At 69.7% G+C, this 13,517-nt stretch carries 10 protein-coding genes and 1 tRNA gene; 9 read left to right on the top strand and 2 right to left on the bottom strand.

The features are described from left to right. The first annotated feature begins 1 nt into the window (after position 1). Positions 2-1,102, top strand: coding sequence for a phosphate ABC transporter permease PstA (pstA, locus tag VNR19_RS09125; RefSeq protein ID WP_414684139.1), 1,101 nt, complete (start codon positions 2-4; stop codon positions 1,100-1,102). 28 nt (positions 1,103-1,130) lie between these two features. After that, the gene (gene pstB, locus VNR19_RS09120) at positions 1,131-1,910 is read left to right on the top strand and encodes a phosphate ABC transporter ATP-binding protein PstB (protein ID WP_325726011.1); all 780 of its coding nucleotides are present in this window, start codon (positions 1,131-1,133) and stop codon (positions 1,908-1,910) included. A gap of 9 nt (positions 1,911-1,919) precedes the next feature. Here the strand turns inward: pstB and VNR19_RS09115 are convergent, their stop codons facing one another. Both VNR19_RS09115 and VNR19_RS09110 read right to left on the bottom strand, forming a co-directional pair. Further along, positions 1,920-2,804, bottom strand: a complete 885-nt coding sequence (locus VNR19_RS09115; RefSeq protein WP_325726009.1) for an aminodeoxychorismate lyase — start codon at positions 2,802-2,804, stop codon at positions 1,920-1,922. 163 nt (positions 2,805-2,967) lie between these two features. After that, a complete protein-coding gene (locus tag VNR19_RS09110) occupies positions 2,968-3,603 on the bottom strand; it encodes a DNA-directed RNA polymerase subunit beta (RefSeq protein ID WP_325726007.1) in 636 nt (211 codons plus the stop codon). Between the two features lie 158 nt (positions 3,604-3,761). Between VNR19_RS09110 and VNR19_RS09105 the strand changes: the two genes are divergently transcribed. The 7 genes from VNR19_RS09105 (at position 3,762) to VNR19_RS09075 (ending at position 13,502) form a co-directional block, all read left to right on the top strand. Then, positions 3,762-5,279: a serine/threonine-protein kinase gene (locus tag VNR19_RS09105; RefSeq protein ID WP_325726005.1), complete on the top strand. Its 1,518-nt coding sequence runs from the start codon at positions 3,762-3,764 to the stop codon at positions 5,277-5,279. 41 nt (positions 5,280-5,320) lie between these two features. After that, positions 5,321-5,396 (top strand) — tRNA-Lys (locus tag VNR19_RS09100). A 70-nt stretch (positions 5,397-5,466) separates the two neighbouring features. Beyond that, positions 5,467-9,168, top strand: a complete 3,702-nt coding sequence (locus VNR19_RS09095) for a nitrate reductase subunit alpha (RefSeq protein WP_325726003.1) — start codon at positions 5,467-5,469, stop codon at positions 9,166-9,168. 14 nt (positions 9,169-9,182) lie between these two features. Then, positions 9,183-10,877: a nitrate reductase subunit beta gene (gene narH, locus VNR19_RS09090; protein WP_325726131.1), complete on the top strand. Its 1,695-nt coding sequence runs from the start codon at positions 9,183-9,185 to the stop codon at positions 10,875-10,877. Beyond that, positions 10,874-11,497 carry a nitrate reductase molybdenum cofactor assembly chaperone gene (gene narJ, locus VNR19_RS09085; protein ID WP_325726001.1) on the top strand — a complete coding sequence of 208 codons (624 nt, stop codon included), beginning with the start codon at positions 10,874-10,876 and terminating at the stop codon, positions 11,495-11,497. The genes narH and narJ overlap by 4 nt, the downstream gene beginning before the upstream one ends. Next, positions 11,494-12,273 (top strand): respiratory nitrate reductase subunit gamma, encoded by a 780-nt coding sequence (gene narI / locus VNR19_RS09080; protein ID WP_325725999.1) that lies wholly within the window; start codon positions 11,494-11,496, stop codon positions 12,271-12,273. The genes narJ and narI overlap by 4 nt, the downstream gene beginning before the upstream one ends. Next, positions 12,270-13,502, top strand: a complete 1,233-nt coding sequence (locus VNR19_RS09075) for a nitrate/nitrite transporter (RefSeq protein ID WP_325725997.1) — start codon at positions 12,270-12,272, stop codon at positions 13,500-13,502. The genes narI and VNR19_RS09075 overlap by 4 nt, the downstream gene beginning before the upstream one ends. The last annotated feature ends 15 nt before the right edge of the window (positions 13,503-13,517 follow it).

Here is a 13,517-nt window from a genome sequence, read left to right as displayed (position 1 = left end):
CGTGACGTCGACAGTAGCGCCTCCCCGGTCCCGACCGCAGACCCCGCCGTCGACGTCGCTGCGCAACGGCCGCCTTCCCGCGTGGGTGCCGTGGGCGCTTCTGGGCGCCACGCTCCTCGTGGTGCTGGCCGTGTTCGCCGTGATCGCCCTCGCAGCCGGCGAAGGTCTCAACGTCGCCGCGTGGCTCATCGTCTCGGCGATCGCCTACCTCGTCACGATCTTCGCGCTCTCGGGGATCGTCGAGGGCCGCCGCAAGGCGGTCGACCGCTTCGTGACGGGCCTGGTCACGATCGCGTTCCTCATCGCGATGGTGCCGCTCATCTCGGTTGCATGGACCGTCGTCGCGAACGGCGTCGCGCGCTTCGACGCCGACTTCTTCTCGATGTCGATTCGCAACATCGTCGGCGAGGGCGGCGGGGCGCTGCACGCGATCGTCGGCACGCTCCTCATCACGCTCGCCGCCGCGGCCATCTCGATCCCCATCGGCCTGTTCACCGCGATCTACCTCGTGGAGTACGGCGAGGGCAAGCGCCTCGCGCGCGGCATCACGTTCCTCGTCGACGTCATGACCGGCATCCCGTCGATCGTCGCGGGCCTGTTCGCGTACGCCCTCTTCGCACTGTTCCTCGGTCCCGGCATCCGTCTGGGCATCATGGGGTCGGTCGCACTGGCCGTCCTCATGATCCCGGTCGTCGTGCGCTCGAGCGAGGAGATGCTTCGGCTCGTGCCGAACGAGCTGCGCGAGGCGGCGTACGCGTTGGGCGTGCCGAAGTGGGCGACGATCGCGAAGGTCGTGCTGCCGACCGCCGTGGCCGGCATCACGACCGGCGTCATGCTGTCGATCGCGCGCGTGATCGGCGAGACGGCCCCGCTGCTGATCACGGCGGGCTTCACGGCGTCGATGAACTACGACCTGTTCAGCGGGCGCATGCAGACACTGCCCGTCTTCACGTACACGCAGTACATGAACCAGGGCATCCCCGCAGAGGCCTACATCGACCGGGCGTGGGCGGCCGCCCTGACCCTCATCGTCATCGTCATGGTGCTGAACCTCGTCGCGCGGATCGTCGCGCGGGTGTTCGCCCCCAAGACCGGCCGCTGATCGGCCGCGGAGCAATCGAGAGAGAACCTTGTCGAAGAGCATCGAAGTCAAAGACCTCAACGTCTACTACGGCGACTTCCTGGCCGTTGAGGGCGTGTCGCTGCAGATCGAGCCGCGCTCGGTCACGGCGTTCATCGGACCTTCCGGATGCGGCAAATCCACGTTCCTGCGCACGCTCAACCGCATGCACGAGGTGATCCCCCGCGCACGCGTCGAGGGCCAGGTGCTGCTCGACGGCGAGGACCTTTACGCGCCGGGCGTCGACCCCGTGCTCGTGCGCCGGCAGGTGGGCATGGTCTTCCAGCGTCCGAACCCGTTCCCGACGATGTCGATCCGCGAGAATGTGCTCGCGGGCGTCAAGCTCAACAACCGGCGCATCTCGAAGTCCGACGCGGACGACCTCGTCGAGCGGTCGCTGCGCGGCGCGAACCTGTGGAACGAGGTCAAGGACCGCCTCGACAAGCCCGGGTCCGGGCTCTCGGGCGGTCAGCAGCAGCGCCTGTGCATCGCGCGCGCGATCGCGGTGTCGCCCGACGTGCTCCTCATGGACGAGCCGTGCTCGGCGCTCGACCCGATCTCGACCTACGCCATCGAGGAGCTCATCGCGGACCTCAAGCAGGAGTACACGATCGTCATCGTGACGCACAACATGCAGCAGGCGTCGCGCGTGTCGGACAAGACGGCCTTCTTCAACATCGCCGGCACCGGGAAGCCCGGCAGGCTCATCGAGTACGACGACACCCGCACGATCTTCACGACGCCGTCGGTGCAGGCCACCGAGGACTACGTGTCGGGCCGATTCGGGTGATCTGAGGGGCTAGTCGCGCGGGCTCAGCAGGTAGGCGTTGAGCGACGCGGTGAGCTCGGGGTCGAACGGGATGGGCTGCCCGTCGACCGTGACCACGGGGGCGGCCAGGCGCACGCTCGAGACCAGCCACGCGGCATCCGCCTCTCGCAGAGCTTCCACCGGAACGTCTTCGTAGGCGGTCGCGAAGCCGCGACGCTCGAGCTCCTCGAAGAGGCTGAGCTGCGTCGTGCCGTGCAGGATCCCGGCCCCCGGTGCGGGCGTCACGAACGTGTCGCCGCGGCGCAGGATGACCGACGAGGTCGGTCCTTCCAGCACGAAGCCGTCGGACGACACGAACACGGCGTCGTCGGCGCCGCGGCGCTTCGCCTCGCGGATCGCCGCCATGTTGACCGCGTACGACAGGGTCTTCGCGCCCAGCAGCAGCCACGGCGCCCGCCCCGGCGTGTCGATGCCGTAACCGCGGTCGAGCGTCACGACACGCACGCCGCGCTCGCGCACCGCGCTGTTGTCGGCCGCGGGGGCTGCGGTGACCCACGCGGTGGGCGTCGGCCCGTGCTCGATTCCGCGGCTGAGGATGAGCTTGATGACCGCCTCGCCGGGCGCGCACGAAGCCGCCGCGACGGCGACCGCCTGGCGCCACTGCTCGATGTTCGGCGCGGGCAGATCGCACAGCGCGGCCGAATGGGCGAGGCGCTCGAGGTGGGCCTGGACCTCCTGCGCGTGGCCGTCGACCACGCCGATCGACTCGAAGACGCCGTCGCCGCGCTGCGTGCTCAGCTCGCCGACGGTGAGCGCGGGAGCCGACGCGTCGATGACCGTGAACGTGTCGGCGAAGTCGTGACGGGGATCATCGGATGCCGCGGGCTCGATCACGAGCGCGAAACGCCAGGTCATCCTCCGAGCCTAACCGGGCCGGAATAGACCACCGTGTGCAGTGGTTACACTTGATCGGCCGGGCCGCAGTAACCCCGGGCTCCAACTTCTGCCGCTGCGAGCGGCCTCGCGCCGAGAGGCGTTCTGCGGCCCGGCACTTTCATGCCCGGCGCATCCGCTGGCCTCAGGTCAGCGAGTCGCGGCGCCACAGGGCGGCGCACGCTGTGAGGTCGGTCGCGTAGGTCGACAGCCGCAGCGCGCGCGTCGTGAGGGCGGATGCGCGGTCGGGCTCGGTGCCCTCGTAGTCGTCGGCGATGTGGCTCGCGCCGGACGCCTGCACACGGCAGAACGCCGCCGCGCGATCGAGGGCCACCGCGAAGTCGCCCTGGAACAGCCCCCGCAGGATCGTGTCGACGAGCGCGACGAGCTCGTCGGGCCCCGCGGGCGACGGCGCCCCGGCGATGACGTCATCGGCGGACATGAGCTCGGTGCGACCGCGCGCGTACAGCAGCGCCGCGGTGTTCGGATCGTCGTGGATCATGAGCTGCAGCAGATACAGCCGCCACAGCGCACCGGGAAGCGTGCGAGCCGGCGACCGCGACCACAGCTCCGCGATGTCGTCGATGCCGTGGTCGTCGGTGAAGGCGACCAAGCGCTCGACGACCGCGGAGTCGGGATTCTCGCGCACGCGCATGAGCAGTGCGCTCGCGGTGGCGTGGGCGATGCGCGACACCTCGGCGGGATCCTCAGCCGAGAACAGCCGGTCGAAGAGCTCGGCCGGCCGCCGCACGGGCTTGTGGAAGTCCCTCGATTCACTCACCCGCTCAAGGGTACTCCGCGCGTTTCGGCGAGGATCCGGCGGGGCCGGTTGCATCGATCGGCCGACAAGTCAAGGGCGTCTTGCCCGAAAGGGGTCGAAGCGTAGCGTGAACCTGCCCGAGCCACGAGGCCGTGTCGACGGGCGGGGGGAACCAGACCATGACGGATGTACGCGAGATCAGCGGACCTGCCACCGGCGAACTGCTCGGTGGACGGTACCGCCTCGAGGAGTGCATTGGCGTCGGCGGCATGGCCCGCGTCTACCGCGCGGAAGACACGCTGCTGCATCGCTCGGTCGCGATAAAGATGCTCCAGGGCCCGTTCTCCGAACCGGGCGGTCACGAACGCGCCGAGGCCGAGACGGCCGCGCTCGCGACTCTCAACCACCACTCGCTCGTGACGCTCTTCGACGCGCACCTGTCGCGCGAGGACACCAGCTACCTGGTGATGGAGCACGTCGAAGGGCGGACGCTGCGCGATCTCATTGCGCAGGGCCCGGTCGACCTGGACGAGCTCGCCGCGATCGCCGTCGACATCGCGGAGGGCCTTCACCTCGCGCATGCGGCGGGCATCGTGCACCGTGACATCAAGCCGTCGAACATCCTGCTGTGCGAGTCGCCGCTGCCGGGGCATCCGTGGCGCGCCAAGGTCGCCGACTTCGGGATCGCCTACCTGCTCGACTCCGCACGGATGACCAATCCCGGAATCGTGATCGGGACGATCGCCTACATCGCCCCCGAGCAGGCGGGGGGTGCCCCGCCGGCGCCGCCCGCCGACGTCTACGCGTTCGGGATCATGCTTCTCGAGGCGGTCACGGGCAAGCGGCCGTTCGCCGAGGCCGAGGGTTTCGGCGCCGTCACCGCGCGTCTGGTGCGATCGCCCGAGATCCCCGAGGAGCTCGATGAGACGTGGAAGTGCCTCCTGCGCGGCATGACTGCGTCGCGCCCCGAGGACCGTCCGTCGGCGCTCGACATCGCGGCGACCCTCGCCGGCCAGGCCGCGGCGGCTCGGTCGCATGCCGACACCGTGCCCGTCGACACCGCTCCCCTCACGATTCCCGCCGAGTGGATGCGCGAGGAGCCGGTCACGCCCCGGCCGATCCCGGCGGTGCCGGAGCGGATGGATGCCGCGACCGCCGCGTATCCGTCGGCGTACCCCATCGAGGACCGCGACCGTCCGGCTCCGCCTGCGCGTTCGCGCCGCCCGCGCGGCGTGTTCATGGCGATCCTCGCGGCCGCCGCACTGCTCACCGCGGCGATCGTCATGGTGATGTGGCTGCCCGGCCTGGGCGCTGCGGCACCGCTGACCGACCGCGATCCGAACCCGGCGTACACGTCCGGAGTGGACCCGCAGGACTCCGCGACGGATGACTCGGCCGACCGGACGCCCGTCGTGGAGCAGCAGGCCGTCGACCCGGTGACGAACACGAGCGATCCGACGCCGGCCGAGCAGGGACCGGCCGAACCGGGACCCGTCGAGCAGCGACCTGCTGAGCAGGGGCCGGTCGAGCAGGGGCCTGTCGAGAGCGAGCCCGTCGCGCCGGGAGGCGACTCGGAGACATCGGGCGAGGGTCCCGGAAGCGGCGGCAACGAGAACCGAGGTCCGGGGAACAACAGCGGAGCCAACGGCAACGGCAGCGGCTCGAACAACGGGAACGGCAACGGCCGCAACGGCTGAGTCGATCAGCCAGCCCGCATCGGCCAGTAGGCTTGATGAACGGGCCTGTAGCTCAGTTGGCAGAGCATCGGACTTTTAATCCGCGGGTCGAGGGTTCGAGCCCCTCCGGGCCCACCACTCCGGCCCTCCGCGACGGTATCGGCGGTGGGCCTGGTGGAGGCATCCGCACGTGAGTATCGTCCGGAGCATGACGCCTCGCATCGGTGTTGATGGGCCGGCTTCAGACGCTCTGCTCGCGGCGGGGCGGTTCTTCACGCGGTGGGATGAGACCCCCGATCATCGCGCTGCGTTCCTCGAGGGCGGGCGCGAGGGCGACGTCTTCTACCGGGATCGATGGAGTCACGACAAGGTCGTCCGTTCGACGCACGGCGTGAACTGCACGGGATCCTGTTCGTGGAAGGTCTACGTGAAAGACGGGATCATCACGTGGGAGGCGCAGCAGACGGATTACCCGAGCGTCGGACCCGATCGTCCCGAGTACGAGCCCCGTGGGTGTCCCCGCGGGGCTGCGTTCTCCTGGTACACGTACTCCCCCACGCGCGTGCGCTACCCGTACGTGCGGGGCGCGCTCCTGGAGGCGTACCGCGAGGCGCGCAAGCGCACGGGCGACCCGGTGCTCGCGTTCGGCGAGGTGACGAAGAACCCCGATACGCGGCGCCGCTACCAGCAGGCGCGCGGCAAGGGCGGACTCGTGCGCGCGAGCTGGCGCGAGGCGGTCGAGCTCGTCGCGGCGGGGTACGTCCACACGATCAAGGAGTACGGTCCTGACCGCGTGGCGGGGTTCTCGCCGATCCCGGCCATGTCGATGGTGTCGCACTGCATCGGCACACGGTTCACGCAGCTCGTCGGCGGCGTCATGACGAGCTTCTACGACTGGTACGCCGACCTCCCGGTCGCGAGCCCGCAGGTGTTCGGCGACCAGACGGATGTCCCGGAGTCAGGCGACTGGTGGGACGCGACCTACCTCATGATGTGGGGCTCGAACGTTCCGGTCACGCGCACGCCCGACGCGCACTGGATGGCGGAGGTGCGCTACCGCGGAACGAAAGTCGTCACGGTGAGCCCGGACTACGCCGACAACACGAAGTTCGCCGACGAGTGGCTGCCGTGCCAGGCGGGGACGGATGCCGCGCTCGCCATGGCGATGGGACACGTCATCCTCAAAGAGCGCTACGTCGACGCGCGCGTGCCGTTCTTCGTCGACTACGCCCGCCGGTACACCGACCTCCCGCACCTCATCACGCTCGTGCCGCACGCCGACGGCGGCCTTGTGCCCGGCAAGTTCCTCACGGCGGCGGATCTGGGCGAGGAGGCCCCGGAGGACGCGTGGAAGACGGTCGTGCTGGATGCGGCATCCGGTGCCCCTCGCGTGCCGAACGGCTCGATGGGCTTCCGCTACGCCGAGTCCGGCGAGGGTCGATGGAACCTCGACCTCGAGGGCATCGTGCCGGCGCTGTCGGTGCGCGACGCGAAGGTCATCGAGGACGCGGCGGAGGTGCTGCTGCCCCGCTTCGACGCACCGGACGGATCGGGCGCCGTCATGCGCCGCGGGGTCCCGGCGACGCGCGTGCACGGCGTGCTCGTGACGACCGTGCTCGACCTGCTGCTCGCGCAGTACGGCGTGGCGCGCGAAGGGCTCCCGGGCGAATGGCCGACGGGGTACGACGACGCCGCGACGCCGTACACGCCCGCGTGGCAGGAGGACATCACGGGCGTTCCCGCGGAGGCGTGCACGCGCATCGCGCGCGAGTTCGCGGCGAACGCCGAGGAGTCCGGCGGACGTTCGATGGTGATCATGGGGGCGGGCATCTGCCAGTGGTTCCACGGCGACGCGACGTACCGCGCGATCCTCGCGATGCTCATCCTCACCGGCTCGATGGGGCGCAACGGCGGCGGGTGGGCGCACTACGTCGGGCAGGAGAAGTGCCGCCCGATCACAGGGTGGATCTCGCTCGCGAACGCGCTCGACTGGGCGCGGCCGCCGCGCACGATGATCGGCACCGCGTACTGGTACATGCACACCGACCAGTGGCGCTTCGACGGCTACAGCGCCGACGCGCTCGCGTCGCCGCTCGCCGAAGGCAATCTCGACGGCCTGCACACCGCCGACACGATCGCGCAGTCGGCGCGCCTGGGCTGGATGCCCTTCTACCCGCAGTTCGACCGCAACCCGCTCGACCTCGCCGACGAGGCAGCCGACGCCGTCGAGGCCGGACAGTCGCCGGATGCCGCCTCCTACGTCGTGCGTCAGCTCGCCGACGGCGAGCTCAAGCCCGCGATCTCCGACGTCGACGCGCCCGAGAACTGGCCGCGCCTGTTGACGCTGTGGCGGTCGAACCTGCTCGGCTCGAGCGCGAAGGGCAACGAGTACTTCCTCAAGTACCTGCTCGGCACGCACAGCAACGTGATGGCGTCGGATGAGGCATCCGTGCGCCCCCGTGATGTCGTGTGGCGCGACGAGATCCCGGAGGGGAAGCTCGACCTGCTCGTGTCGGCCGATTTCCGCATGACCTCGACCACGCTCCTGTCGGACGTGATCTTCCCCGCGGCCACCTGGTACGAGAAGCACGACCTCTCCTCGACCGACATGCACCCGTTCGTGCACGCCTTCACGCCGGCGATCGATCCGCCGTGGGAGGCGCGCAGCGACTTCGACCTGTTCCACGCGATCGCGCGCGAGCTGTCGGAGATGGCGAAGAAGCACCTCGGCGTGCGGCAGGACATCGTGTCGGTGCCGATGCAGCACGACACGCCCGGTGAAACGGCGCAGCCGGGAGGAGTCGTGCGCGACTGGGCGCGCGGCGACGTCGACCCCGTTCCGGGACGGACGATGCCGCAGCTCATGCTGGTCGAGCGGGACTACACCGCGATCGCCGACAAGCTCGCCGCGATCGGGCCGCTCGCCGACACGCTCGGGTTCACGGTGAAGAACGTCACGTACGACGTGTCGCACGAGGTCGAGCGACTCGCGCACATGCACGGCGTGTACCCGTCCGGTCCCGCCGCCGGCCGCCCCGCGATCGACACCGACGTCAAGCTCGCCGAGGCGATCCTCACGTTCTCGGGCACGACGAACGGCGAGCTCGCGCGGCAGGGGTTCCGCACCCTCGAGAAACGCGTCGGCAAGCCGCTCGCCGACCTCGCTGCGGGCTCCGAGGAGAAGCACATCACGTTCGCGATGACGCAGGCGGCGCCCGTGCCCGTCATCACGTCTCCCGAGTGGTCGGGCTCCGAGACGGGCGGCCGAAGATACGCGCCGTTCACGGTCAACATCGAGCGCCTCAAGCCCTTCCACACGCTCACGGGGCGCATGCACTTCTACCTCGACCACGACTGGATGCGCGACCTCGGCGAGGCGATGCCGATCTACCGCCCGCCGCTCGACCTGCATCGGCTGTTCGGCGAGCCGCGGCTCGGCCCCGACGGCGCGCAGCAGATCACGGTGCGCTATCTCACGCCGCACTCGAAGTGGTCGATCCACTCCGAGTACCAGGACAACCTCTTCATGCTGTCGCTCTCGCGCGGCGGTCCGACCGTGTGGATGAGCCCGCAGGACGCCGCGGCGATCGGCGCGGCGGACAACGACTGGGTGGAGTGCGTCAACTCCAACGGGGTGCTCGTGGCGCGCGCGATCGTGTCTCACCGCATGCCGGAGGGTGTCGTCTACGTGCACCATGCGCAGGAGCGCACGATCGACGTGCCGAAGTCCGAGGCGACCGGGAGGCGGGGCGGCATCCACAACTCCGTCACGCGGCTGCTCGTGAAGCCCACCCACCTCATCGGCGGCTACGCGCAGCTGTCGTACACGTTCAACTACCTCGGCCCGACGGGGAACCAGCGCGACATGGTGGCCACCATCCGTCGCCGCAGCCAGGACGTGAAGTACTAGGAGGTGACGTGCTGATGCGTGTCATGGCCCAGATGGGCATGGTCATGAACCTCGACAAGTGCATCGGGTGCCACACCTGCTCGGTCACGTGCAAGCAGGCGTGGACGAACCGGGCCGGCACCGAGTACGTGTGGTTCAACAACGTCGAGACGCGCCCGGGGCAGGGCTACCCGCGCCGATACGAGGACCAGGAGCAGTGGCGCGGCGGGTGGACGCTCAACAGCCGGGGACGCCTGAAGCTGCGCACCGGCAGCCGGCTGCGGCGCCTGCTGACGATCTTCTCGTCCCCCGTGCAGCCCGAACTCGCCGACTACTACGAGCCGTGGACGTACGACTACGAGACGCTCATCGACGCACCGCTCGGCGATGACTTCCCCGTCGCCAAGCCCAAGTCGCTCATCACGGGTGAGGACACCAAGATCACGTGGTCGGCGAACTGGGACGACGATCTGGGCGGCACAACCGAGATGGGTCACCTGGACCCGATCGTCGAGAAGGTGCGGCGCGAGTCCGAGGACGCGATAAAGCTGCAGTTCGAGAAGACCTTCATGTTCTACCTGCCGCGCATCTGCGAGCACTGCCTCAACCCTTCGTGCATGGCCTCGTGTCCGTCGGGCGCGATCTACAAGCGCACCGAGGACGGCATCGTGCTCGTCGACCAGGACCGCTGCCGCGGCTGGCGCCAGTGCATCACCGGATGCCCGTACAAGAAGATCTACTTCAACCACAAGACCGGCAAGGCCGAGAAGTGCACGCTGTGCTATCCGCGGCTCGAGGTCGGAATCCCGACGGTGTGCTCCGAGACGTGCGTCGGACGCCTGCGGTATCTCGGGCTCTTCCTGTACGACGCGGACCGTGTCACCGAAGCCGCCTCGACGCCCGACGAGAAGGACCTGTACGAAGCCCAGCTCGACCTCATCCTCGACCCCGACGACCCCGACGTGATCGCGGCGGTGCGCGCGCAGGGCGACATCCCCGACGACTGGATGGAGGCGGCGCGGCGGTCGCCCGTCTACGCGCTCGCGAAGAAGTACCGCGTGGCTCTGCCGCTGCATCCGGAATACCGCACGATGCCGATGGTCTGGTACATCCCGCCGCTGTCGCCCATCGTCGACCTGCTGCGCGACCAGGGCCACGATGCCGAGTCCGCCGGCACGCTCTTCGGGGCCATCGAGTCGCTGCGCATCCCGGTCGAGTACCTCGCGGAGCTGTTCACGGCCGGCGACACCGACATCGTGTCGGACGTGCTGTGGAAGCTCGCCGCGATGCGGTCGTACCTTCGCGACATCACGCTCGACCGCGAGCGGGACGAGTCGATCCCCGCCGCGGTCAGCATGACCGGCGACGAGATCTACGCGATGTACCGTCTCCTCGCGATCGCGAAGTACGAGGAGCGCTACGTCATCCCCACCGCGCACTACGAGCAGGCGCACGAGCTCGAAGAGCTCGGGTGCTCGCTCGACTTCGACGGCGGCCCGTACGCCGAGGAGTCGGGTCCGTTCGGCGAGGCGAGCGGACGGCCGACGCCGGTCGCGGTCGAGACCTTCCACGCGCTGCGCGAACGCCAGACATCCGACACGCGCGCCGGCGACGAGACGCTGCGCGGCCGCGTGAACCTCCTCAACTGGGACGGCAACGGCGCACCACAGGGCCTGTTTCCGCCGCGGCGGACGGTCGACGCGGATGCCCCGGACGGAGGTGCGTCATGAGGGCCGCGGTCGTTCACCAGGCGGCATCCGTCTGCCTGTCGTATCCCGACGACGAGGTGCTGGCCTCCGCTCCGCTCATCGCCGCGGCGCTGCGCGAGTCGGCGCCCGAGGCGGCGGAGCAGTTCGCGCCGCTGCTGGAGTGGTGGGCGACGACGGATGCCGCTGTCGTGCGGACGGCCTACGTCGACACGTTCGACATGTCGCGGCGCCACGCGCTCTACCTCACGTACTGGACGGACGGAGACACGCGGAGGCGGGGCGGTGCGCTCGCCGATCTCAAGGCGAAGTACCGCGCGGCGGGCATGGAGGCGGACACGGGCGAGCTGCCCGACTACCTGCCGCTCGTCCTGGAGTTCACGCGCCACCGGCCGGACGCGGGCACCGCGATCCTGCAGCAGTACCGCGCGAGCGTCGAGCTCATCCGCATCGCGCTCGCCGAGCGGGGATCGCCCTACGCGGGCGTCGTCGCCGCGGTGTGCGCGACGCTGCCGGGGCCGTCGCCGGCCGATCGCCAGCAGGCGATGGCGATGGCCGCCGCCGGCCCGCCGCAGGAGTCGGTGGGCCTCGACGCGGGCGATCCGCGATTGATCCCGCTCGCACCGGCGGGAGGTCGCGCATGAGCCTCCTGTTGTGGGGAATCCTCCCCTACGCCATGGTCATCATCCTCATCGGCGGCCTCATCTGGCGCTACCGATACGACCAGTTCGGCTGGACCACGCGGTCGTCGCAGCTCTACGAATCGCGGCTGCTGCGCATCGGGTCTCCGCTGTTCCACTTCGGCATCCTCGTCGTGGTGATCGGGCACATCGCCGGGCTCGTGATTCCGAAGTCATGGACCGATGCGCTCGGCATCACCGAGGACATGTACCACTTCGCCGCCCTCGGCCTCGGCACCATCGCGGGCGTCGCGACGCTGGTCGGCGTCGGCATCCTCATCTACCGGCGCCGCACGACCGGGCCGGTGTTCATGGCGACCACCAAGAACGACAAGACGATGTACGTCGTGCTCGTCGCCGCCATCGTCGCAGGGCTCGCGACGACCGTGCTGAGCGTCATCGGCCCGCACGAGGACCAGACCTACCGCGAGACGGTGTCGCCGTGGTTCCGGTCGCTGTTCATCTTCCAGCCCGACATCCAGGCGATGTCGGAGGCGTCGTTCGCCTTCCAGCTGCACACGCTCATCGGCATGCTGCTGTTCATCATCTGGCCCTTCACGCGGCTCGTGCACGCGTTCACTGCCCCGATCCACTACCTCTTCCGGCCTTACATCGTGTATCGGTCGCGGGACGGACGGCCCACGACGGCCCGCGGCATCCGTCGCGGCTGGGCGCCCGTCGGCACACGCGACCGAGAACCCGACCGCACGCCCCGCCGATCGCGAAGGAGTTCTCGGTGAGCACGACCGCTTCGACCCCGACCACGGCGACCGCGCTGCAGGGCCGCACGCTCAACCTGTGGCTCGCCCTCCTCGCCTTCGCGATCACATTCTGGGCATGGAACATCATCGGCCCGCTCGCGGTGCAGTATGCCGCCGAGCTCGACCTGGACGCGACGCAGCAGTCGCTGCTGATCGCGACGCCCGTCATCGTCGGCTCGCTCGGTCGCATCCTCACGGGCGCCCTCACCGACCGCTACGGCGGGCCGGTCATGTTCACGATCCTCACGGCGGTCTCGGCGATCCCGGTGCTGCTCGTGATGTTCGCCGGGCTCATCGGCTCGTACGCGTTGCTCATCGTCTTCGGCTTCATCCTCGGCATCGCCGGAACGACGTTCGCGATCGGCATCCCGTTCGTCAACGCGTGGTACGAGCCGTCCCGCCGCGGGTTCGCGACGGGACTGTTCGGCGCCGGCATGGGCGGCACCGCGCTGTCGTCGTTCTTCACGCCACGCATGGTGGCGTGGTGGGGCTACGTCACGACACACGTCGTGATCGCCGTCGCGCTGCTCGGCGTTGCGGCGCTCGTGTGGTTCCTCATGCGGGACTCGCCGGCGTGGAAGCCGAACCGCGACCCCGTGCTCCCCAAACTCGCGGCCGCGTCGAAGCTCGCGGTGACGTGGCAGATGGCGTTCCTGTACGCCGTGACGTTCGGCGGATTCGTCGCCTTCTCGACGTATCTTCCGACGTACCTCAAGGAGGTGTACTCGTTCGACTTGGCGGATGCCGGGGCCCGCACCGCCGGCTTCGCGATCGCCGCCGTCGTCGCACGCCCGGTCGGAGGGTGGCTGTCCGACAAGATCGGGCCGCCGATCGTGCTGGGGATCTCACTGGCGGGAGCCGCCGTCATGGCGATCGTCATCGCGTTCAAGCCCCCGCCCGAGCTCGCCGCCGGCACGTCGTTCGTGCTCATGGCGCTCGCCCTGGGCCTCGGCACCGGCGCGGTGTTCACGTGGGTCGCACAGCGCGCACCGGCGAACCGCGTCGGCGCGGTGACGGGCATCGTCGGCGCCGCGGGCGGGCTCGGCGGGTACTTCCCGCCGCTGGTCATGGGTGCGACGTACAACGCGGCGGCCCACAGCTACACGATCGGGCTGGCGCTCCTGTGCGCGACCGCGCTGATCGCCCTCGCGTTCACGGTGTTCCTCGCGATCCGCGACAACCGCACGCGCGCCGGCGGCGCGGCGTGAGCCGAGGCGAGGCCG

It is taken from the genome of Microbacterium sp. (assembly GCF_035556355.1).
Taxonomy (GTDB): Bacteria; Actinomycetota; Actinomycetes; order Actinomycetales; family Microbacteriaceae; genus Microbacterium.
The sequence above is the reverse complement of the archived record's forward strand: the minus strand, read 5'-3'. Positions and strand labels throughout refer to the sequence as shown.